The organism is Symbiopectobacterium purcellii (assembly GCF_019797845.1).
In the GTDB taxonomy this organism is placed as follows: domain Bacteria; phylum Pseudomonadota; class Gammaproteobacteria; order Enterobacterales; family Enterobacteriaceae; genus Symbiopectobacterium; species Symbiopectobacterium purcellii.
This window is the reverse complement of record NZ_CP081864.1, coordinates 528,160-548,545: the sequence shown is the minus strand read 5'-3', so window position 1 is coordinate 548,545 and position 20,386 is coordinate 528,160. Positions and strand designations below refer to the sequence as shown.

General features: G+C 49.7%; 34 protein-coding genes, 1 tRNA gene and 1 pseudogene. 10 read left to right on the top strand and 26 right to left on the bottom strand.

The window, feature by feature from the left end; translation table 11 throughout:
• Window positions 1-36: 36 nt before the first annotated feature.
• From K6K13_RS02590 to K6K13_RS02495, 21 genes are all read right to left on the bottom strand, one after another.
• A complete protein-coding gene (locus tag K6K13_RS02590) occupies window positions 37-585 on the bottom strand; it encodes a phage head morphogenesis protein (protein ID WP_222160938.1) in 549 nt (182 codons plus the stop codon).
• Between the two features lie 61 nt (window positions 586-646).
• Window positions 647-2,092, bottom strand: a complete 1,446-nt coding sequence (locus K6K13_RS02585) for a DUF1073 domain-containing protein (RefSeq protein WP_222159429.1) — start codon at window positions 2,090-2,092, stop codon at window positions 647-649.
• A 245-nt stretch (window positions 2,093-2,337) separates the two neighbouring features.
• Window positions 2,338-3,738 carry a PBSX family phage terminase large subunit gene (locus K6K13_RS02580; RefSeq protein WP_222159428.1) on the bottom strand — a complete coding sequence of 467 codons (1,401 nt, stop codon included), beginning with the start codon at window positions 3,736-3,738 and terminating at the stop codon, window positions 2,338-2,340.
• Entirely contained in the window at window positions 3,665-4,480 is an 816-nt protein-coding gene (locus K6K13_RS02575) for a hypothetical protein (protein WP_222159427.1), read from the bottom strand. Before K6K13_RS02575 ends, K6K13_RS02580 begins: the two co-directional genes overlap by 74 nt.
• Window positions 4,481-4,482: 2 nt before the next feature.
• The gene (gene lysC, locus K6K13_RS23680; protein ID WP_434064603.1) at window positions 4,483-4,710 is read right to left on the bottom strand and encodes an Rz1-like lysis system protein LysC; all 228 of its coding nucleotides are present in this window, start codon (window positions 4,708-4,710) and stop codon (window positions 4,483-4,485) included.
• A complete protein-coding gene (locus K6K13_RS02570; protein ID WP_222159426.1) occupies window positions 4,640-5,008 on the bottom strand; it encodes a DUF2570 family protein in 369 nt (122 codons plus the stop codon). The genes lysC and K6K13_RS02570 overlap by 71 nt, the downstream gene beginning before the upstream one ends.
• Window positions 5,005-5,532 carry a lysozyme gene (locus K6K13_RS02565; protein ID WP_222159425.1) on the bottom strand — a complete coding sequence of 176 codons (528 nt, stop codon included), beginning with the start codon at window positions 5,530-5,532 and terminating at the stop codon, window positions 5,005-5,007. Before K6K13_RS02565 ends, K6K13_RS02570 begins: the two co-directional genes overlap by 4 nt.
• Complete coding sequence (locus K6K13_RS02560) at window positions 5,532-5,786, bottom strand: phage holin (protein WP_222159424.1); 255 nt, start codon at window positions 5,784-5,786, stop codon at window positions 5,532-5,534. Before K6K13_RS02560 ends, K6K13_RS02565 begins: the two co-directional genes overlap by 1 nt.
• A gap of 82 nt (window positions 5,787-5,868) precedes the next feature.
• Window positions 5,869-6,096 (bottom strand): putative hemolysin, encoded by a 228-nt coding sequence (locus K6K13_RS02555; protein ID WP_222159423.1) that lies wholly within the window; start codon window positions 6,094-6,096, stop codon window positions 5,869-5,871.
• Window positions 6,097-6,263: 167 nt separating this feature from the next.
• The gene (locus tag K6K13_RS02550; RefSeq protein WP_222159422.1) at window positions 6,264-7,085 is read right to left on the bottom strand and encodes a phage antirepressor N-terminal domain-containing protein; all 822 of its coding nucleotides are present in this window, start codon (window positions 7,083-7,085) and stop codon (window positions 6,264-6,266) included.
• A 225-nt stretch (window positions 7,086-7,310) separates the two neighbouring features.
• The gene (locus K6K13_RS02545) at window positions 7,311-7,649 is read right to left on the bottom strand and encodes an antiterminator Q family protein (protein ID WP_222159421.1); all 339 of its coding nucleotides are present in this window, start codon (window positions 7,647-7,649) and stop codon (window positions 7,311-7,313) included.
• Window positions 7,646-7,804, bottom strand: coding sequence for a helix-turn-helix domain-containing protein (locus K6K13_RS02540; RefSeq protein ID WP_222159420.1), 159 nt, complete (start codon window positions 7,802-7,804; stop codon window positions 7,646-7,648). The genes K6K13_RS02545 and K6K13_RS02540 overlap by 4 nt, the downstream gene beginning before the upstream one ends.
• Entirely contained in the window at window positions 7,801-8,163 is a 363-nt protein-coding gene (locus K6K13_RS02535; protein ID WP_222159419.1) for a RusA family crossover junction endodeoxyribonuclease, read from the bottom strand. The genes K6K13_RS02540 and K6K13_RS02535 overlap by 4 nt, the downstream gene beginning before the upstream one ends.
• Window positions 8,160-8,450 carry a DUF1364 domain-containing protein gene (locus K6K13_RS02530; protein ID WP_222159418.1) on the bottom strand — a complete coding sequence of 97 codons (291 nt, stop codon included), beginning with the start codon at window positions 8,448-8,450 and terminating at the stop codon, window positions 8,160-8,162. Before K6K13_RS02530 ends, K6K13_RS02535 begins: the two co-directional genes overlap by 4 nt.
• Window positions 8,451-8,452: 2 nt before the next feature.
• Window positions 8,453-8,968, bottom strand: coding sequence for a phage N-6-adenine-methyltransferase (locus tag K6K13_RS02525; protein WP_222159417.1), 516 nt, complete (start codon window positions 8,966-8,968; stop codon window positions 8,453-8,455).
• Window positions 8,965-9,402: a recombination protein NinB gene (locus K6K13_RS02520; protein ID WP_222157262.1), complete on the bottom strand. Its 438-nt coding sequence runs from the start codon at window positions 9,400-9,402 to the stop codon at window positions 8,965-8,967. Before K6K13_RS02520 ends, K6K13_RS02525 begins: the two co-directional genes overlap by 4 nt.
• A 171-nt stretch (window positions 9,403-9,573) precedes the next feature.
• Window positions 9,574-10,950: a replicative DNA helicase gene (locus tag K6K13_RS02515; protein ID WP_222159416.1), complete on the bottom strand. Its 1,377-nt coding sequence runs from the start codon at window positions 10,948-10,950 to the stop codon at window positions 9,574-9,576.
• Window positions 10,947-11,759 carry a replication protein gene (locus K6K13_RS02510; protein WP_222159415.1) on the bottom strand — a complete coding sequence of 271 codons (813 nt, stop codon included), beginning with the start codon at window positions 11,757-11,759 and terminating at the stop codon, window positions 10,947-10,949. Before K6K13_RS02510 ends, K6K13_RS02515 begins: the two co-directional genes overlap by 4 nt.
• Complete coding sequence (locus K6K13_RS02505; protein WP_222159414.1) at window positions 11,746-11,910, bottom strand: hypothetical protein; 165 nt, start codon at window positions 11,908-11,910, stop codon at window positions 11,746-11,748. Before K6K13_RS02505 ends, K6K13_RS02510 begins: the two co-directional genes overlap by 14 nt.
• A 33-nt stretch (window positions 11,911-11,943) precedes the next feature.
• A complete protein-coding gene (locus tag K6K13_RS02500; protein WP_222159413.1) occupies window positions 11,944-12,222 on the bottom strand; it encodes a CII family transcriptional regulator in 279 nt (92 codons plus the stop codon).
• Between the two features lie 197 nt (window positions 12,223-12,419).
• Entirely contained in the window at window positions 12,420-12,644 is a 225-nt protein-coding gene (locus K6K13_RS02495; protein WP_222159412.1) for a transcriptional regulator, read from the bottom strand.
• A gap of 89 nt (window positions 12,645-12,733) precedes the next feature.
• On the opposite strand from K6K13_RS02495, the gene K6K13_RS02490 reads away from it, so the two are divergent.
• The 9 genes from K6K13_RS02490 to K6K13_RS02450 all read left to right on the top strand — a co-directional run bounded on the left by K6K13_RS02490 (window position 12,734) and on the right by K6K13_RS02450 (window position 16,484).
• On the top strand, window positions 12,734-13,084 hold the full coding sequence (locus K6K13_RS02490) for a hypothetical protein (protein WP_222159411.1): 351 nt from the start codon (window positions 12,734-12,736) through the stop codon (window positions 13,082-13,084).
• Window positions 13,085-13,558: 474 nt separating this feature from the next.
• On the top strand, window positions 13,559-13,930 hold the full coding sequence (locus K6K13_RS02485) for an antitermination protein (RefSeq protein WP_222159410.1): 372 nt from the start codon (window positions 13,559-13,561) through the stop codon (window positions 13,928-13,930).
• 106 nt (window positions 13,931-14,036) lie between these two features.
• Window positions 14,037-14,240, top strand: a complete 204-nt coding sequence (locus K6K13_RS02480) for a hypothetical protein (protein WP_222159409.1) — start codon at window positions 14,037-14,039, stop codon at window positions 14,238-14,240.
• A complete protein-coding gene (locus tag K6K13_RS02475) occupies window positions 14,237-14,473 on the top strand; it encodes a hypothetical protein (protein WP_222159408.1) in 237 nt (78 codons plus the stop codon). The genes K6K13_RS02480 and K6K13_RS02475 overlap by 4 nt, the downstream gene beginning before the upstream one ends.
• A 145-nt stretch (window positions 14,474-14,618) precedes the next feature.
• A complete protein-coding gene (locus K6K13_RS02470; RefSeq protein WP_222159407.1) occupies window positions 14,619-14,747 on the top strand; it encodes a protease FtsH-inhibitory lysogeny factor CIII in 129 nt (42 codons plus the stop codon).
• 70 nt (window positions 14,748-14,817) lie between these two features.
• Window positions 14,818-15,099: a hypothetical protein gene (locus K6K13_RS02465; protein ID WP_222161238.1), complete on the top strand. Its 282-nt coding sequence runs from the start codon at window positions 14,818-14,820 to the stop codon at window positions 15,097-15,099.
• Window positions 15,048-15,671: an ERF family protein gene (locus tag K6K13_RS02460; protein ID WP_222159406.1), complete on the top strand. Its 624-nt coding sequence runs from the start codon at window positions 15,048-15,050 to the stop codon at window positions 15,669-15,671. The genes K6K13_RS02465 and K6K13_RS02460 overlap by 52 nt, the downstream gene beginning before the upstream one ends.
• On the top strand, window positions 15,672-16,085 hold the full coding sequence (locus K6K13_RS02455; RefSeq protein ID WP_222159405.1) for a single-stranded DNA-binding protein: 414 nt from the start codon (window positions 15,672-15,674) through the stop codon (window positions 16,083-16,085). It abuts the gene before it with no gap.
• A 75-nt stretch (window positions 16,086-16,160) separates the two neighbouring features.
• On the top strand, window positions 16,161-16,484 hold the full coding sequence (locus tag K6K13_RS02450; protein ID WP_222159404.1) for a hypothetical protein: 324 nt from the start codon (window positions 16,161-16,163) through the stop codon (window positions 16,482-16,484).
• Window positions 16,485-16,493: 9 nt separating this feature from the next.
• Here the strand turns inward: K6K13_RS02450 and K6K13_RS02445 are convergent.
• From K6K13_RS02445 to K6K13_RS02435, 3 genes are all read right to left on the bottom strand, one after another.
• Window positions 16,494-16,570 (bottom strand) — tRNA-Lys (locus tag K6K13_RS02445).
• A 13-nt stretch (window positions 16,571-16,583) separates the two neighbouring features.
• Window positions 16,584-17,012, bottom strand: coding sequence for a CCDC90 family protein (locus tag K6K13_RS02440; protein WP_222159403.1), 429 nt, complete (start codon window positions 17,010-17,012; stop codon window positions 16,584-16,586).
• Between the two features lie 95 nt (window positions 17,013-17,107).
• Window positions 17,108-17,308 carry a hypothetical protein gene (locus K6K13_RS02435; RefSeq protein WP_222159402.1) on the bottom strand — a complete coding sequence of 67 codons (201 nt, stop codon included), beginning with the start codon at window positions 17,306-17,308 and terminating at the stop codon, window positions 17,108-17,110.
• A 344-nt stretch (window positions 17,309-17,652) separates the two neighbouring features.
• Between K6K13_RS02435 and K6K13_RS02430 the strand changes: the two genes are divergently transcribed.
• The gene (locus K6K13_RS02430) at window positions 17,653-18,819 is read left to right on the top strand and encodes a pectate lyase family protein (protein ID WP_222159401.1); all 1,167 of its coding nucleotides are present in this window, start codon (window positions 17,653-17,655) and stop codon (window positions 18,817-18,819) included.
• On the opposite strand, the pseudogene K6K13_RS02425 reads toward K6K13_RS02430, so the two are convergent.
• A pseudogene (locus tag K6K13_RS02425) lies at window positions 18,812-19,057 on the bottom strand (integrase core domain-containing protein); the annotation flags it as partial. The gene K6K13_RS02430 and the pseudogene K6K13_RS02425 overlap by 8 nt on opposite strands.
• A gap of 227 nt (window positions 19,058-19,284) precedes the next feature.
• Complete coding sequence (locus tag K6K13_RS02420; RefSeq protein WP_222159399.1) at window positions 19,285-20,376, bottom strand: CblD like pilus biogenesis initiator family protein; 1,092 nt, start codon at window positions 20,374-20,376, stop codon at window positions 19,285-19,287.
• Window positions 20,377-20,386: the final 10 nt, after the last annotated feature.

The following is a 20,386-nucleotide window of genomic DNA, read 5'->3' as shown; positions in this document are numbered from 1 at the left end:
TTCGGGTATAAAAAAAGTCGCTTGATGGCGACCTTGTTATTTTCTTGGCTCAGGTACATGAACCTCTGACCAGCATTTGCAGTTCGGCAGACAACCAGCATGGCCGGTCATACCGTCAAGCGTTGGTGGGTTATCCCACCGGACGAATTTATCTTTCATTTTTCGGTGTGATGGCCGCGTACCAGCCCCCTCGATACGCCACCAGTACCCTTCCGAGCCAACGGCCAGCGCACGGGCCTGAGTCAGCGCCCCTGTTGCTCTGCCTATTTCGGTACGGGCTATCATGCGTGCTCTGCTGGCGACCACATCACCGGACTGCATAATCATCTCGTATAGCGCGTCGGGACGTTCGCCACGGATCACCGCTTCTATGGCCCGCTCCTGTATCTCAGATACACGGCTTGCCGCCTCCAGCGGTAGCGACTTCATGCACTGAATCTGACGCGCCACGATATCCCGCGCAACCGTACCGACTGGCTTATTACTCACAACATCGCGCAACCCAGTGGATATTTCCTCAGACACCGACCGCCACTGGTTCCACTCCTCTTCCTCAACCTGGGCGAACATCTTCTTGCCGACCATTTCCGCCCAATCGCCGATCACATCCGAGTAATCCACCAGCGTATTCGCTATCGAGTCAGCGCTATTTTGAGAGCCATCGTATGAACCAGCCACGATCGCGCCGATTTGCTGCGCTATCGCCTGTAGGCTTTTCAGATACTGGCGCTCCGATTTGCGGCGGAGGCCCGGCTTCAAGTTCAGACTCCGCCCACTCTTTCGCCGCATTCTTAATATCCTCGTCCGTTATTGAAGCACCGACGCCCGTCACATCTGCCAGTTCGCGCAGGTCCGTCAGGGCAGCGGCAGGAGACATGCCTAAATCCCGCACAGCGGTAGCCAGCGCGGTAGTGGTATTGGTCGCTACCGTGGAGCGGTCTGTGTCGCTCATCTGCCATAAGGGATTAAACTCAAATGTGAAATCTTGTGGCAAGGGCTCGCCAAACTCAGAACGGTGCAACACATCGAATAGCAGGCGGATGTGGGGCCTTAAATCTCGCTCCTGTAGCGTTCCCACATCATCGTAGTAATTTGCAAGGTCAGCATCGCCGGTTGAAAACCCCTTCGGTGACTGGCGGAACAGACGCACCAGGGGAATGCCAACAGCCCCAGCGATATCCTCTTTAAACTCGCTCAGCAGGTCCGATAAGCCAGCAAAAGAATACGAATGGGTTTCAAACGTATCCTCCGCATCAAACAGGGACATCCCTTCGTTGGTCTGGAACTGGCGGACCATGTCCATATTTTTGAGCAGCGCCTCAAAGGGCTTGCCGCCCATGGCAATAATTTCGCGCAACTTTTTAATCTTCGCGGTACGCAAGTGCGCCTTATAGGCCAACTGTGCTGCGCCAACGCTGGTGCTGTCGTAGGAGGTCAGTCGGTCAAAAATACGCTCGACAATCGACATGCCCCATTCGTTTTCGGTGATTTTCTGCTGATACGGCAGCTTCACACCGTCCATACGGATCAGGCGACTATGGTGAACCGTCCATGCGGGCAATCCCTGTGCCGTCGTCACGATGTCATAAAACTCTGGCTTGCCGAGGTTTGGCCCCAGCGCCTTTATGCGCCTGGTGAGCTGTGGGTTAATCATCCAGCGGTCGAGGACCGCCAGCCCCTTAAAACTCCCCTTCCCGACTTTATCCAGCACCAGCGGGGTCAGCGGTGCCTGCCCTTCAATGAGGATCAGCGCGACAGCCCCACCGTACAGCCGGGACCATTTCAGCGTCTCGTTGAGGCAATCCCATAATTGAAGCTCATCAAAGCGTGATTCCAGAACCCCGCGTCGCTTAGGGTCAATCTCGCTGGTAATGCGCACACCCTTTTTGGTCATGTCGTCTGCCTTTGAATCAACGGCAGCGCCAATAATCCAGGAAGAGCGGTAGGCGTATTCAATCAGCAGTCGGTTGCGGCTGGTGTAGTTTGCCCGGTAGGTCGATGCGGCGTGCTGGTTAGGCTGCTGCATGCCGACACGGGCCACAAAGTTATCGTACGAATCCGCCGTGGCGACTCGTCCTGTTTTTTTCGCCATGGTGATAATGCTCCGGTTTTCGATACCCGTGACGGATAAGATGATTTGTTAAAAATCGGCCCGATTTAACATAATGGCCCTTTTGCGCACCACTGAAACAGCACTCATCACGCGAGGTGAGTGAAGCTCTTATTTCGCTATGTTTTCTCTCGGAAGTTGGTCAAAAAGTGGTGAATAAAACATGCATAAAATTGGGGTTAAAATGCATAGCTGGTTTTCTCAGTGAAACGGCTATTCCCCGCATTTTACTCCCGTCCCAGAGCCTCCCAGACATCCATGGCAGTATCGGTCGGCGCAAACGCCATGATGAAAGCATCAGCAACGTTCGGCGACGGCACATCACGCTTAGCCAGGTCTTTCTTGCTCTCCACCATTACACGCCCGTTCTTGTCAAAGTCACGGTGCGGCGTGGTCAGTTCCAGCTTTAGCTTTTCCAGTAACGGGCAGGATGAATCAATACTTATCAGCTCATCCACTGGGTACTGCTCACCGTTATTGACGGCGTTGAAGGTATTACGGAAGCGATCGGCCACCAGCCACCAGGCCTGCGCCTTTAGGTTGGCAAAGAAGTCCTTATTCGGAATGCCAATATATTCATAGTCCGGCTCGTTCACGCCAGCGCCAGCATTGAATCGCTGATAGTTGATGCGTGAAGCGTTCATATTCTCTCGTCTGCGGTCCTCATTAATCTCTGAGAATTTGGCACCAGCGGAAGCCCCAACGCCTATCGAGTCGTAGACAATATCCGCATCGCGTTCCATGGCTGCCTGATACGTACGCTGGCAGCTTTTCAGTAATTCGTCTTCCTTGGCCTTCCACTCATCAGCCCAATACACCACCGATCCGTAGCGATAGACGTTGGCGCATTTGTCCGCACCACTGTCCGCAACATCAAAGCCTATGCGCTTACGCCCGCTGGGTTCAAAATTCAGAACTTTATGCGCATCAATAGCCGCCTCAATCCACGACAGCTTGATAATGGCCGCGTCATCATCTGATTCAGGCACCCCCTCATAAACGTGCGTGAACCCATCCGGGTCACGGCGACGGGCCGCATCGATAACCTTCAGCATGGTGTCAGACAGAAACGGGTTTTCATCGTAGTTAATTTTGCGAATCAGCGTATCTTCCGGTGGATCAACGACAAAATTACGCCACACATAATCGGTAACCAGCCCAGGATTGAAGATAAACCAGCACTCAGAACCCGCTTTGCGGATCGTTGGCTCCAATATCTTCCACTGATATTCCGTCAGCGCATGGGCCTCTTCAAGCCACAACACGCTGATACCTTCCAGCGACTTAATCTCTTCGATGTTGCGCCAGAGGCCGTAAAACACGAATTCAGAACCGGTAACCCGGTTGATGATTTTGTTGTTCAGAATACGGAAACGATGCCGCAATCCAAACCGGTCAATCTGGATTTTCAGCAGGGTATACACCGATTCTTCAATTTTATTCTGGATCTGACGGGCGCAGCAAAAACGGAGGTTATATTTATTCGCCAGGAATATGGCAAACCCGGCAGCATCCCACGACTTCGAAGAGGAGCGCCCACCAAACAATACCTTGTTACGCGCCTGCGTCGTCCAGAAGTTCCGCAGAACCGGATTCAACGTCGGTCTGGATGTCAGAATAGAAGTCATTGAGGTCACGCTCTCCATTGCCATCGTCAATACCAGCATCCCGGCGCAGACGATCCGCTTCCAGTGATACCTTGTCAGTGGCCGCGATACGGTAGTCAGTATCTGCGAATATTTTCCCAACGGTAGCCAGCGTTCCTGTTATGGACTCAATACGTACTGTGTTGCGCATCATGGCTTTTTCGGCGGCGCTGATATTTTCCAGCAGCGTTTTCTTTTGCTGAGGCTCTTCGGCGTCCTCAAGCTCCGTTAACCACCGACCAATATTTTCGGCGGCAACAAGATTGCTGGCGCGCAACCGGAATAGTTCATCCTCAAGCGTCAGCCCCCTAGCGTCTTCTGTAACGGCATCAGTCCAAAGCATTCTCCGGGCATAGCCGCCGTGTTTAAGTGCGGCCTGGTTGCCGTGTTGGAATGGGGGGTGATTTGTGACGACTTTCCGCTGAGTTGGTTCGGGTTTCGTATTTGACGGAGAGTTGATTCTCTCCGTTGCGTACTTTTCTCCATCGTCAGAACTGGCAGGGGTTCGGTTGGTACGCACACTGTTTTTTTTCGTACCGCTTTTGCGTACTTGCGTACTTTTCTGCGTACCACCTTTTTTGTTGCGTACCCAGCCCTGCTTTACAGCTCTTTTGCGTATGGCTCCCTCGGTTATCCCGTCGCCATACTGTTCTGCTATTTCACGGAGGGGCAACACTCCGGCCCGGTACGCCGTTTCGATGGCCTCCCAGTCCGGTTTTGCCATGGTTATTTCCTTTCTTGGCGCTGCGCTTCGATTTGCCGGATGCTTAGCTTGTCAGCGTTACATTTCTCAATAACGGTCAGTAGTTCTTCATTCAGCTCTACGCTCTTGCCGTAGGGCATTTGATACGGAATTTCAGGTGCTGGACAGTCCTGTAGAAGTTCAGCGGGGATCGGCACGACGGGTACCCTTACGTATTCTGTCCGCGTGCTCTCGCAACCGGCTAACGACATCATCAGGAACAGGCCGAATAGCACATTCATCAGTCGATAACTTTTCACGGATGTAAACCACGGTGTTTTCTGACCGCTGTTGTATACGCTGTTTCTCATCGTGATTGACCTGGGTAATGGCGTTGAAGATGCGTATTGAATGGATCACATTTCCAGTGATGGTTTCAGCCTGCTGCTGTTGCCGCTCTGCTGCTTCTAGGTCTTTCGCTGTGTCACTGTATTTATCGTGGTAGTGGTAGACACCGAATGACAGCGCGGCAATGAGAGCAGCGAGAGCGGCATAGATATATAGCCTCATGCGCCCAGCCCCCAGCAAGAAAGCTCTGATTCCTGGTCACGCCGCGCTATCTGCCCGTAGCAGTTGTTTGAGCGGATACGACAATCTTTGCCCCCGTCCCAAATCCAGCGCTTAATCTCTTTACAGGCACCCATCAGATCGCCTGCATTCAATTTGCGGTAGAACGTTGAGGTGAAGCAGTTACCGGGGCCGATGCTCCACGGACAAAACGAGGCAATACCGACTTTTTGCACCTCAGTGAGCGGCACGTTAACGTTACGATCCACCCAATCGAGCGCTTTTTGCTGCTCTATGGCGTCAATCTTTGCGCACTGTTCAGTGGTCAGCTTCATGCCCTTCACGACTGGCTTGCCATCTACCCGTGTCACGCCACCGCAAATCGTCCAGATACCGCCGCCATCAGGGTAGGCATTCATACGGACAGACTCTTTTTCAGTCTGGAATTGCGCCATCATGACAGGTGCTAATGCGCCAGCAGCAATAAGCGCCAGCATTGCCGCACTGAGTTTGCTTGCTTTCGACATCACGCACCGCCTTTTTCCCTCAACTGGTATTCCTTCCTGCGGTAGTACCAGTTGATAGCAAAGGTGCCGATTGTGCAGACCATACCGACGATGAGCGCCCAATCACCGAGCGTTAACCCGGCCATTTTGTTTGCAAGCAACCATACGCTCTCTGTAGTTGATGCGGCGTAGGCTCTGGCAGACACGCCAAGGCCCATTAAGCCCGTCCCGCTTCCGTATGAAAGCCTGCTGTAGATAGTGCTCATTCGTGTCATAGCCTCACCCCGCTAAGTGGGCGCTGTGTGATTTACAAAAGAAAAGGCCCACCGAAGTGAGCCTTAATATAAGAAGTTGAAATTATTTGTTATCGCGACGGTACAGGGTCCATTCTTCAATGCGCTCACCGGACGGAAGGTTGCAGTAACCAGCTTGTCCTTGATCCGTATTTACAATATCAAGTTTCCCGCCCAGTTTAAGGCAGTACACAGAGGCGGGGTTAGCCATGCCCATTACCGGCTCCTGTTTCGGTTGAACGGAACATCCCGCAATCAACATTACCGCCCCAGCAATCATAAGTTTTTTCATAGCAGCTCCTTTTTAACAGGGAGATGCTATCCAAACATACCTCAGAAAGCAAAAAGCCCCAACCACCAGAGGGCGTTGAGGCTTCATGTCCTGCGCGCTTTTTCCGCAGCATGAGGATATTATGTGTCCGGACGTCCGGACAGTCAAGCATTTAACTGGTTTTTTGATCAGTTAATCAACCGCATCAGATTTTCTTTAACGAAGCTTCGGCGTTCATCTTCGTTGGTGAGCACAACGACCCCACGCTTTTCCAAGTATTGGAATAGTGTTTCAATATTCCCTATAAAACAATTAGAGGCAACCACTTCCGTCCGTGTCACTGAGCCATCTTCATAGTCAATAACAATTCTGCCAGAGATAGCGGGCAAGCTATTTTGTGAAGATGCTCTGTCGATAAATTCACCCTTAATCGGTACACGAGCGGCGAGAGATAATGCCTCGGTAAAATTATCTTCGGGAATTTCTTTATAGCTGCAACCAAAGTGGCTTTTCAGTGCTGACCACAGCGTGATGGTTGCTTTGCCCTGATGTTCATGTGGCACGCTCTTACCGCGAGTAAGTACCAATTGCTTTATGGCCTCCTGCTGCTCTATGGTGAGTTGGCCAGATTGAGGTTTCTTTTTGCGGGGATTGATGACTTCACCCTTAGTCCAGTATTTGTAGAGTACGTCATCGCATTCGTCCTGATACTGGATCACTTTGTCGCGGATTTCGGGCTTGACCTTGTTGGGGCTGATGGTCTGAAGCCATCCAGCAAGTTTTCGAAGAGGTAAGCAAAGCATTTTTCGCGATTTACCATCATCTGCAACTATTTCGATTTCCGAAATAGTTGAAGTAAATCTCTGCTTTAACTTAACAAATTGAGCAGCCCAAATCATCCCCATACCTTCAACAATGGGCTTCATGGGTGTGTATGGCTCGTCATTGCGGGTAACGATGTATAACTCAACGCCGTGGAAAGGGACGGATATTGCGGATTGTGTCATCATTTTCGTATCCTTTTCTAGAGGAAACCCGACAGGCTCGGGCGGCCAAGTGCTAGAAACTTGTACGAAGGCAAGCGGGCTTATTCCCATTGCTGGTATTTTATTCGCCCACACTCGGCCATATCAAAATATGGACACAAAAAAGCCGCAAAACTAACGGGAGCGGTAGCCGTTCGTAAGGTGTTTCTAGCACCTAGGAGTAACTATAGCTGGGAACATCATTTTGCGTCAAGCCGCCTCCAAAAGCTCAGCTACACGGCCCGCAATGTAGGCTTCAGCGCGAGCAAGGCATGCTGTAACGTAATCTGGACGATTTTCAATCTTTCTGGCTATAGCCCTGCACGACACCTTCCCCTTGTAATACGCCACCACGATATCGTAGCCCAGCGGGTCGAAGTGCTTGAGCCGCCCTACCGCACGGTCAACTGTCTCTCCATCCGCATCGGACAGCATGGGCCGGAGATCGCTGCTCGCCGTGACGAAGGGCCATGCTGCCTTGTACTCAGTGCCAATGCGTGAGCCGCTCCAGTTTCCCCATGCCGTCAACAGGTATCGAATATCTCTCATTTCACCGTCCCCCAGTTTTTGCCGTTCCTGATGCTGTAGATATGCTGCTTGCTGGTCTCGAATTTCCTCGCCACCTCCGCCACCGGCATGCCTGATTCCAATAGCGCACGGATAAGCGGAATATCTTCCGCCGTCAGTCGCCCTCTCTTTCTCATGCCACCTCCAATTCAGTGATGACGATATCCATACTGCCGCCCTTCACTCGCTCACCGCGCCTTACCCTGAAATCGTCTATCTGTTCGTCGTCCAGCATGAAGCCCGCATGCGTGAGCGAATCGAAAACCGCCTTTTGCAGGTTGTCGAGGTCACGGCGTCGCTTGTCTGGCGCGTTGGCGATGATGGAAATTTTCAGTCTTGCGGGCGTGTTGATATCGAGGTTTTGCTGCTGGATTATCTGGATGATTCTTTGTCGGTATGCTTTGCCTTTCTCGCTGATATAGTGCCTGTGTCGCGCGTGTCGCCAGTAGGTGTTTAGGCTTGGCGGCCACGGCAGTTTCAGGTGATATTCGGTCATCGCTTAATCTTCCCCTGCGCCAGTAAAATCGCCTGTGTACGGATGACGCCTTCCAGATGATGCAGCCGGGCATAGTCGGCATCGGTGATACGCGTACGGCGGTCGATTTCGTCATGACACCCTGAACAAGCCCATGCGCCGAAAAGGTCGTCAGGCTTCATGCCGATGCCGCAAATGCCGGACATTCGGTAATGGGCCAGCACTACAGTTTCAGCGTTGCCGTTACAGATGCCCGAGAGCCTCACCTGACACTCTCGGCCTCTGGCCTCTTTCCTAAGATTCGCCATAGCTACCTCCACATCCGGTTAATCAGCGTGTGTTTGCTTACCACGGTCATCCCTTTAGGGGTTGTTCGCCACGGTCGCCAGATGAACAACACGCTGCCCTTGCTGTTACCCGCCTTGCCTTTTTTGCCCGTTTCAGCGCTGATAAATGACAATCGGCCCTCGGTGATGAAGCGCACCTCATCAACCGTTTTCTGCGCCTGTGCGAACCATGCCGTCGAGGTATCAGCAGGCAGCAGCATAACGACCGTTTTATTCTGCTTGCGGCTCTGCTCAGCAGCTTTATCAACCCAAGGGCGGATATTGCTGTACGGGGGATTGCAGAAGATGGCTCCCCTGCTGCCCCAGTCACAGGCAAGGGCATCATCCTCTGGCGTCAGATACAGACGGCACAGGGTATTGTCGTGGTCAGCGGCAGCATCAAGGTAGAAGCCAAACTCCGCATCCAGCGCCTGGAAGACCTCGGGTGGTGTTCGCCATGTGTCCTTGTGCTCTGGTCTGGTGTGTGATTTTAGTGTCATCCGACTCTCCCAAAATAATCCCCTGAATAACGCACCTCGCGCAGCCTGACGCCGTTGCCGACCGACCAGGCCTGGGCGTACTCAATCAAACTGTTCATGCGCTTTACGCCCATCTGAGCCGTGCTCTCGCGGATGCTGCAAAACTCCCCCTCCAGCCCCGTCACCACCTCCCCCGGCCTGCCGGTAGCGATGGCATGTCCCGAGACAAACAGCGCCTTCCAGTCCAGCAGCGGGCGCGGTTTATCTGCCCACACCACCTGACGCGAAACATCGGTGCATAACGCATGAAACAGGTCGTTCTGCGGTAATGTCCGTTTAGCATCGTTGATGGTGATTTCGAGGGGGCGGTGTGGGTCGGTGGGCAGGGAATCAATAAACGCTTTCAGGTTTTCTCGTACTTGTTCATCACGCAGAAGGAAGCGTGTTTTATCCATCACCCACCTCTGAATTTACCCACCCAAACAAAAAGGGCCGCCATTGCCAGCAGCCCCACGATGAATTCTGTTAGATATGCTGTCATTCCTATTTCCCTCGCTTTAAAATCCCATGACTTCTTTCAGCGGCTTTCCGTGTATCCCTTTTCATCACTCCTCCTTTTTGTTTGCCTAGACGTCAGCGCCTTTTGCGTACCTGCGCACCCTGGTTTCTGTCTGCTGCCTTGTCGTGCACTTCTCCCGCGCTTCGTCTTGGTCGCACTCAATGAAATGACCATTAACGAATCGTTGGTAGACTGTGCCAAGTGAGCCGAATCGGTTTTTTGTGACGATGATTTCTGCGAATGGAGCGGCGGGTGAATTCTCGTTATACACCGCGTCGCGGTAGAGCATGATGATTGAGTCGGCATCCTGTTCAATGCTGCCAGAGTCACGCAAATCGGCGTTGGTCGGGCGCTTGTTAGGTCGCTTCTCAACGTCTCGTGATAGCTGACTAAGCGCGATCACTGGCGTTCGCAGCGTCTTGGCCATTGCCTTTAGGCTCCATGAGATATGGGCTATGGCAAGGTCGTTACGCTCCGCTTTCGGTTTGGCGATCAGCCCGAGATAGTCTGCCATGATTAACGATAGCGCCGGGTGCTCCTGCTTGTGCCGCTTGGCAATGGCTACGATTTCCTCCACCGTCAGGCGGCAAGCATCGACTACCCATACGTCAAGATCTGCCAGTCGGTTAATCCCGTCAACAATCCTAGCCCATCCCTCATCGTCAAGGTTTGAAGGGTTACGCAGCAGACTTACCGACATCCGCCCTGCCCCGGCTATCGAACGCTCAACGACCTGTAGAGAACTCATTTCCATGCTGAAAATCAGAACGCCCCTCCGCTGGTTCTCCCCAGGTAACTTCCGGTTTGCAACGCCTTCGGCAACCTTAAGCGCCAGTTCCGTTTTCCCCATGCCGGGCCGGGCGGCGACGATCACTAAATCCTCAGCGTTCATACCCCCGGTGATCGCGTCCAAGTCGTCAATCCCTGTTTTCAGCGTGTCGGACTCTTCCCCGTTTTTCAGGCGGCGCTCTAACGTGTTGGTGTATTCGGAGATGATGTCTCCAAGGCGAACCGGCTTCACTTCCTGCTTCGGCTTTCGAATGCCTGACAGTCGGTCGATAAGTTCGTCCATCGCCACGGTCGCCACTGCAATCGATGAATTTCCGATTGTCCCGCGCATCTCGTCAACAGCAGAAACGAACATCCGGCGCTGGTACATTTCAGTAACCACATCGGCATAGCCACGCAAGTTTGCTGCGCTGGGGCAGCTACGCGCCGTTTCCATGATGTCGGCAAAATGTTCGTCTCCGCACTCTTCTGCAACCATCAGGGAATCAATCATGTTTCTGGTGCGTGCCTGTTTACGGATCACCTCATAGGCTCGTTTGTAAATCGGGATCGCGAATGTTTCCGCATCCAGCGTTGCCAGAACGTCAGTTGCCGTTGGCGTTAAACCGCCGATCAGCAAACCACCAATAACACTGGCCTCGATATCCTGTCTCATAGCGTACCCTCCCTGATTTTCGTCAGCGTCTTGCGTTGAAGCAGGTAATCAAAATTAGCCACCCAGCCCCGGTCATTGTCGCCAAAGTGGAACGGCCTGGCAGCAGCCATAAACGCCCTGACGTATGACCTAAAGCCGTCTAGGTTTGGCGTAGCCAGAGATTTAACCAGAGCAGCAAGTTTCCGTTTTCGCTCGTCATTGGCTTCAACAGCGTGAGGCAGTCTGTCACCCACGGCTTCGTTGTAGGCGTTCAGGTAGTCGTCGTAGTTGATTGGGTCTGATTTTCGTTTAGAGGGTTTTTCACCCTTCGCACTTTCACCCGTAGGGGGTAAGGGGGTATTTGTATTTATTGTTTTTTGTATATTGTCTTTTGTGGTTAGCAACTTCTGCAAAGGTCTGTTAGCAACTTCTGCTAAACTTTTCTTAGCAGGTTTAGCTAATGTTTTGCAGAATCCGTTATTTTTAGTTTCCCACTCAGAAATGTTGGTGTTCATACCTATTTTTCGGCCTTCTTGCAGTAAAACTTTCCTCCTGACAAGATTGTTTTTAGCTGTTGAGCAATGGGTGAAATGCTTCCCTATCATCACCTCAAGCTGTTCGTTGCTTATCCAATCCAGCTTTTTGCTGTACCCGTATGTTTTTCGCCAGACGGCCATGACGATGCAGAGTTCAGTCTCTGGCAGCCCTGAACACATTGTTGCATCGAGAAGATCATTAGCCAGGCGCAAGAAACCATCTTCTAACTGCGCCACGCGATGCTCCGTCACCTCTTGCGAGGAGTGAACCAGTTTTAGGTTAGGTGCGACCATCTTTTTTCACCCTCGATTTAGCCAGTCTGAACACATTGATGAGCCGCTCACCGAACGGCTTGTTATTGACGGCAGCGACAACTAATCCATCAGGTGAATCGCGATGCACACGTTCCTCTTTCTGCTTGAAATTCCGGCTGTTTCGTGCCATAATTCCTCCTGAAATCAATTGTTTTGTTGTTTATTATGCCGAAAAAGTGTTCCCGCACTGTTCGGCTTTTTCTTTGGTCAAATACCCCGCCAGTCGCTTGGCTAACTCAGCCATTTCATCATCGGCAATGCCGTAGTTCAGCACGGCCAGCATCAGGCTGACCTGGCGAAACAGACCGTTCTTCCAGCGACTGACCTGGTACTCTGGTACGTTCATGGCGGCGGCAAATGCTTTCTGTCCCATCAGGGCTAACTTGTTGAGTAATGCCGACTCGATGTGAGCGGCTTTCTTGCTTTGTGTTGCGTGGTTCATTTGTGATACTTTCCTTGTTGAAAAAAATAGGTTATCGGATGCACATGTAGAAACACGGCACCTGTGTTTTGGTAATCAACAGACGTGACGAAGCCGTGAGCCAGTCACAGTGAGTTTGTTACTGTGGGATGTTGAGTTCGCCACGTTGTCGGTGGCTTCCGTAGGACGAGTGTCCGTTGTGAAGGTGGTGCTACTGGTTAGGCTGCTTGTAATTCAGGCCAAATTTTTTCCCAGTCATTTCTTAACTCTTTTCGGGGTACCACCCCGTTACTGATGCGTTCAATTTCAACGCATCTAGCTGGGGATACTGAAGACTTACCTGATGCCATTTGACATAAAAATGAAGGAGATACCCCCAATGCTTTGGCAAATGCCTTATGTCCCCCAGTATCCAGAGAAGAAAGATATTCTTTAAGTCTCATTATTCCCTCCTTTACCAGAGAGTTTATTTAAAACTAAACAATGTGTCAAGTTCTTGCTTCTTTAGCAATAACTAAAGACAATCATACCTATGGACATGAAAGAAATTCGGCGGAAACGCCTAAAAGAATGGTTCTCAGATCGATCTCTTCCCACAAGGGAGAAGAGCTTTTTGTCTCAACTGACAACAGGTAAAGCATCTTTCGGAGAAAGGGCGGCAAGACGTATTGAGCGGGATTATGGCATGCCCGATGGATACTTAGACACAGATAATGAGAACAAAATAAGGAACTTAAACCCTCAGCATTTATTGCTTATTGAATTATTTGATAGCTTGACAGAAAGCGAGGCAGAACAACTCCTAAAAGATTTAAAACTCAAGAAAAAACATAATGATAAGCTATTTGAAGAAATGCTGAAAAAGCGTAATATCCGCGCTTAAGCTACTTCAAACTCGTCTTTTTACTTTTCTCTAGCCTGCAAATAGCACCTCCGGCAGGCTAAAAAACTTTTATAAACAATAACAAATGCGAATTCTCGCCGAATGGTTTATTTTTCATTTGACTATAAGTTTAGTTTTAAATAAACTAAATCCCATCAACCCACCAGACAGCTACAAGCAGACGGTGGAACACCAACCCGCAACGGCAATACCCCGGCAGGCAAGACCTCGAGTTACCCGCCGATTGCCTGAGCGTAAGTAGCCAGCCCGAGGCACACGAACATGACGGCGGTTGGGGCAAATTTCAATACATGCTCTTTCAAAACGAGCCTCGCGCTCTACGGAAGGCACCGACAACGTGCCGAACCTTTGCCCAGATGTTTTTGGGGTGTGGTGGGCTGGATAAAAATTATAGCCAACACCAGGGCCACCACTGGCTCACCACACCACCAAAACCATCTATTGGAGGGGAGCATGGCTACTATCATTTACCGTAAATCCGTTAATCCTGTAAACAAAACCAACGCCGCTATTCGCCGTCATGCCAGACGTAAGGCAGAGGCCATCCGGCGTGAACTGGTGACATCCCGTATCGATAAGGTATTGGGGCAAAAGCCAGTAAAACGCGAGGCGCTTAACCGAATTGAATTGGCTTTCAAGCGCCAACGTGCGCCACGAATTAATTTCAATTTACTGGCCAGGTTCAAAGAACAAATTAACCGTTTCGCCGAAAAGTACGACAGGCTTAAGCGTCTTAACCATCGCATCTGGTACAGAAAACCGAAAACGGAGTATGGCATTACCGCCAGAGCAAAGCAGACGTATACATCACGGCTCGTTCATTGAATTTGAGGCTGGGTCGTGCTGCTTGGAATATATGGCGTCATTTCAAACACCGATAACGGAAAATACCCTGAAGTTATTAAACGATTGAGGAGCATGAAATAGAGTTATGCCAGATAATGTAGATATAGCCAGCCAAAACGAAGAAGCCTTTCGCCAACACCAGATCACCAATCATCGAGAGAAGGAATTACCGGTTAACGGGCGCTGCTATAATTGTGACGAGCCAACCGAGGGTAATTTCTGCTGCAAAGAATGTCGGGAAGATTGGGAAAAGCGAAAGTATTTTGATAGCCAGCGGAGGATTGAATGATGCAACTTAGTAAGCCTCATATCACGACCTTAAATCACCCTGATTTCGGTGACATGGTCGCTGTCACCAACGGCAGCAATAATATTCATTATTCACGTTATTTGATGAGCATCAATACTCACCCATGTGACGACCATGAGACAAGAATATACAAATCAACCATCGCCTTTCTGGTGGAGGAAAATAAGTGGCTCAAAAAGCAGGTGAAAAAATTAACGGGTATCTATGACTGAAACACTTTCAGCATTCCCATCATCCGCTTATCGCCGCAATCAACATCACACTGATAATAGATAACACTGAACTGCCTCTTTATACCCGCGCCGATATTCGTCGGAAAAATTATACATCAATCCAAATAGTTAAACGGAGAACGCCATGCAATATGCCTTTGCAGGGTGGCCTATTGCTGGCCGCTCGGAAACACAGTTAGACCGAATTATTAACATCATTAAAGCCGCTGCTAAATGGCTTAAAGACACGTTAAACCAGCGAGGTGAGCCGTGAAATCTAATCCGTATTTTATAAAAGCCCAAGAGCTATGCAGGGAAGCCGTTCTTTACAGAAATAAAGAAAAATGGCACTCGGCGATAAGGCTATTACGGAGAGCCAGAAAGTGATTCATCACGGCATTCAGAAAACGCCAGAGTTAAGCCGGTTAGCCAGGTTGAATTATCTCACAGAGGCACTCTACTGGCGCAATGCAGGCAACCGGGAAGAAAAAAAGAAAGCGCTGAAATTAGCCCTGTTAGAGCGCCTTAATAAACGCTATTTACTCGATGAAAACATGTCATTCCGAGGTGATAAATGGAGACAAAAAAGGTCTATGCCGCCATCAGCGCGGTCGCTGCTGAATTAGCTGAACGAGGCATTAGCAAAGAAAAAAAACAGGGAAGCCAGGTGACATACGCATTTCGGGGGATTGATGATGTGTATAACGCACTGGCTCCGGCCCTGGTAAGGAATAAATTGCTTATCCTGCCGCGCTGCACAGAACGCACTTCATGTGAGCGAACCAGTAAAAACGGCGGTGCATTGTTTTACATCACTGTTCGCGCTGAGTTTGATTTTGTCAGCACCGAAGACGGCAGCATTCACACTGTGGTTACCTATGGTGAGGCAATGGATACCAGCGACAAAGCCACTAACAAAGCCATGTCAATAGCCTACAAATACGCCGCGTTTCAGGCGTTCTGCATTCCAACGGAAGAGACCACTATCGATCCTGACGCTGAGTGCCACTATGTAGCTCCACTTAGGCCTGATGAAATTCTGAAGAACTTCACAGCGCAGGCTGTTGACTGCCTATCTCTGGCAGAGCTTCAGGCAGCCTTTGAAGAGGTGTGGCGGCCTTTACGCGGAACGCCTCATCAGGCCGCCGCAAAAGACGTATACGACATTCGCAAATCTGAACTGAAACAGGCGGCATAAATGGCAATTAACCTCATCGTAGCATCAGGGAATATCGGCAAGGATGCCGAACAGCGCTGGACGCCAAACGGAAAGTGTATCGCGTCCTTCTCCCTACCGGTAAAGCAAGGCTATGGAGAGCATGAGAAAACATCGTGGGTGCAATGCCGCCTGCTTGGGCCCAGGGCTGAAAAGCTTCCTCAGTACCTGACTACAGGAACAAAAGTTATGGTAACTGGAGAGTTTGCACTGGATGAATGGACAGATCCGCAAGGCAATAAAAGAACCGCTCCTGTGATTATCGTGAACGATATCGATTTTGGCGGGCAGTCACACAAGCAGGAGCAGAAAGGAAGTCCCTCACAGGGAGCATCGGCACCCGCACAGCAGCATAACCAGCCTGCAATCGATTTTACGGACGATATCCCCTTTTAAGGAATACCCCCACTCTCACCGCAGCACGATAGCCAATAGGGACGGCTTTGTGCTGCCTGAATTTCAGGTGACGTTATGACCTATGAAGAATTAACGCCTGACGAAAGGCAATATTACAACCGACTGGATGCGGGGAGAAAGGAACGCTACCTAAAGACTATTCCTATAGTCAGAGGAGCAATGGAAGCTGTAGACGCTGGCGAAAAAGGATTGCCTCACCCACGGTTAATTAACTGGGAAGAAAAACGGGTGGCATGGGAAAATCGCGTGATATTGGCCGAAGAGAAGCGGATCGCAGCGGAAGCAAATAGAGTTTATGCCAAAGTAGAAATTGACCCATCTAAAGACGAACGCTTTAAGAATTACATAGGGCGTTACGGTGCTGTCAGATGCGACTAATCCTAAATATGGCGGGTTGTGCAGGATTTTAACCTGCGACCGATGGTATTAAGAGTCCACTGCTCTACCAACTGAGCTAACAACCCTGAGACAAATTAATTAAAGGGCTGTGACGAGAAAAGCTTTCACAACCAGAGAGAGAATACCCAAAATTCCAGCACTCAGCATCCAGCGAATTAACTTCTGCTCGGAGCGAATACCCGCCATTTCAAGCTGTAAATCTTTGCGGACGATTTCCATATCCTTGCGCACGTTGCCAATCTCTGCGGACAGGTCCTTACGCACATCGGCTATCTGAGCGTCGGTCTTCTCGAAGCGATGAGCCATATCTTTACGGACATCGGCGACATTTCGGTTTACTTCGGCAATTTCGTGCTTGACTTCAACTATATCGGCCTTGGTGGCCACATCCGCCACCTCATGAGACTTGCGTACGACGAGCGAAATCGCCTTAGCTTGTTCTCTGGAGATACCAGCGGTTTCAAGTTCTTCTGACGCCTGCAATGTATCAAATGCAACCTGGCCCATGGGGAAATCCTCCTGTGTTAAGCCAAGTGTAAGCGATCTGACCGCCAATCTGCAAAATTTTACCCGTTAGTCCTCTGATAACTACATACGTTTAATTATGGAGAAATTGTTATGTCTAAATTAGTTGTCATTGAAAATGCCACGATGCGTTGCTGAGAAAGAAAATCAGGCCCTTTATCCCGCCGCGAAACGGGGCGCAATAGTGGCCGGACAAGTACCATTAACGTAACCATGCGGTGGCGAATCAGCGTCTGAGCGGCTTTGTTGAATAATAGTGAATAATGCTGTTTTTCCATGCAAGTTTTGGTTGAAAATGCTTGTCATATCAGGTATACAGTTTTATCATGAGGCCTAACTGCATGATTTTGCGTTGCGAGGATCTGTCGTTTCACCGGGGGTACAGCATAAAATATGTTTATTCAACAAAGCCATAAAATGCTTGTCACCTCAGTTGTACAGTTTTCTCATGAGGTCTAACTGCATGATTTTACGTTACGAGGATCCGTCGTTTCACTGGGCTGCCAGCATAAAATCTATTTATTCAACAAAGCCTATCCATTGGACTAGTTTGGAGCTTATAACAGAAAATCAATAAGCACCCAGGCACTGAAAAACGTTAAGTTAATAGGGTATATTTAAAATGTTTTTTTTGAATAAAAAATTGCTGATAAATCTCTCTTTATTACTAGCTTCATCAAACTTTTCAGCTTATGCTGATGATACTGGAGGTTATTCAAATACAGTTGGTGGTGACAGCGAACCTGCTGTTTTAGTAAAAACACTTAGCGAATTGGAGGATGCTGTATATAGCGGTAAACACCATATCGTTATCGATGGTGTAATTTATGGTGGAGCAGGTTTAACTACCATACTCTTTGCATCGACTGCTAATAATAACACAACCATTGAAGGAGCCCCTGGAGGCAAAGCAGCTCTCGAAAATATACAGCTGAAATTTGACGGTGAGCTATTACCATTAGGAACAAATATAGAAAACATTAAGATATCAAACCTTAATTTCTATGGTAGGATTTCTGATTTACAGGCAATGCCTAAACAGGTTGTGGGAGATAATGATAGTACTAAAACCGCAGGTATTAATTATGAAGGTATTTCTCTACGGCGTGTTAGCAATGCTCTGATTACTCACTGTAATATTTATGATATCAGTGATGATTTAATCAGCATTACAATGAGTTCAGACAATGTAACACTATCCTATAACCACTTCTATTTTAATGATGATTGGGTTAATATGCAGCCAAATCCTGTCTGGAATTGGGTGGGCAACGATAGCGATTTAGCAGGTGAAAGACTAGCGATGCTTGTTGGCTATAACCATGATGACTCTTGGCTAGTGACGAAACTACTGCACGTAACCATACACCATAATTGGATTGGTCCAAATATGCGAGGACGGCCACTTCTTCGCGGTTGGGTTCATGTGTATAGCAACTATTTCGATAATAGCAAAACTTATTCAGCAACTGACTACAATATAGGTACTGATGGTCATAAGTATCCTAAAAAACAGTACGATGCTTTACAGATAAACAGTGGGAGCATTGTCTACTCTGAATCAAACTACTTTCTTTCAACTAACAACACCAACAAGATATCTGAGGATAGTAGTGGTTATAGTTATCAGTTTTTTGAAAAGAATAATATATATAGTTCAATAACAGGACAATCAGCTACAGGTATAAACTTTAATGATTTACCTGTCAGTTATTCTTACACTGTAACTGATAGTGAAAGTGTACCTGAATATGTTATGGCAAATGCTGGGCCTGTAGTGGTCAACTAATACTGGCCACCGCATTAGACTGTATGTAGAACCGTCGCTCAGAGTCGTTTGGCGTTAAGCCGCCGTTATACCAGTGAGGCCGGATAGCGCTGTAATACCCCGTGATGTAGCGGATCATCGCGTCATGGGCTTCGCTGAAGCTGTTGTAACCCTTTGTCGGCACCCATTCTGTCTTCAGGAGGCGCAAGAGCCGCTCCATTGGCGCATTATCCCAGCAGTTACCCCGCCGCCTTAACGTATATGTAGCCGTGGTCGACAACCCGCTTTGCGGCTTCGAGCTTAAATTCCGCCGTAAAATGTTTAACCATGAGGTCACCTGTCGTGTTGGTGAGGTGAGCATATCACCTCCGATCAGGTGGCCAGTACCAGTGTGCCACTACACACTTTGTTGCATTTCGTTTGGGAATTGGGGATTGAATACATGACCCAAAAAGGATTCATCCCGTCAGGGTGAACGCTGTTTTTTCAGCTGGTGCTTGGGGTATAGGTGACCGTCACCGTCCCGGTATAATCGCCGCTGTGTTTAGTTGAGGGCTTAGAAGTCTGGGTGGTAAATGTCAGCGGCGCCGGAACACAATACGTGGATGTCGTGTAGTCTGGCAGGGTGACCAGTCGTGCGGTGAACCCCCCATCCGGTGCTGTCCAGGTGATGGACTCGCCATTCTTCACCGTCTGCGCAGCGCGGGTAACCGGATTTTTTACCGTGATGGCAAAGTCAATGCGGTCTGCCGCATCCGCCCCACTCCCTCCGGTCCGGTAGACGGAGAAAAGACCCGAGGTACGGTCTGAAGGTGAAGCCCCCTGATCACTTAGCGACAGGATTATCGTTTTTCCTGCCGCATTCGCGCCGTCATACAGACACATATCCAGCGAGGCCGAACCGCTTGTGGTTGTCGATAAGTCTGCATTGTTCAGCCCGGAAACGCCCAGGTCAACAGTTGCATCTGTGGACACAAAGGCCGGGAAATACACCTGCTGGGCACTTTCTGAGGTGACAGTCAGAGTGATGCTGGCAGTCCAGGTGGCCACATACGTAGATGTCCAGTTGTAGTAATCCATCACCAAAGTGGCGCGCCAGACTCCGTCAGTCAGGCTGCTTAACTCACTCTGCGCGATACTATAAGTAAATATTGGCGTGTTTCTTGGATCTCTATTAAAAGTTACCGAGGTCCAAGGGCTATAATTGGACTCTCGATTATTACGCAATCCACTCACAGTCAGGGTCTTTGTCTGCCCGGTGCGGTCCTGGGTGAACGTCAGCGTAATTAAGCCCGGGGCCACATCATTCCAAGTAAGGGTTGTCGGACAAGCACCATTGGTGCTGTCCGTGCTGCTTTTACAGACCATGCCTACTTTATATGAGCTACTCTCAACGCTGCTGCCAACATCGCTGCTGCCAACGGTAACATTATTCCAGATATACAGCGGGGCGGGCAGCGAACTGGTGTCCATCGTCTCCGTCACGGTCGTCGTGTTGCTTGTCGGCAGGTCAGCCAGCACAGGCAGCGATACCAGCCAGCACAGGGCTGTCAGCCAGCAATAAATGTTTGTTTTCATCGGCTCTCAC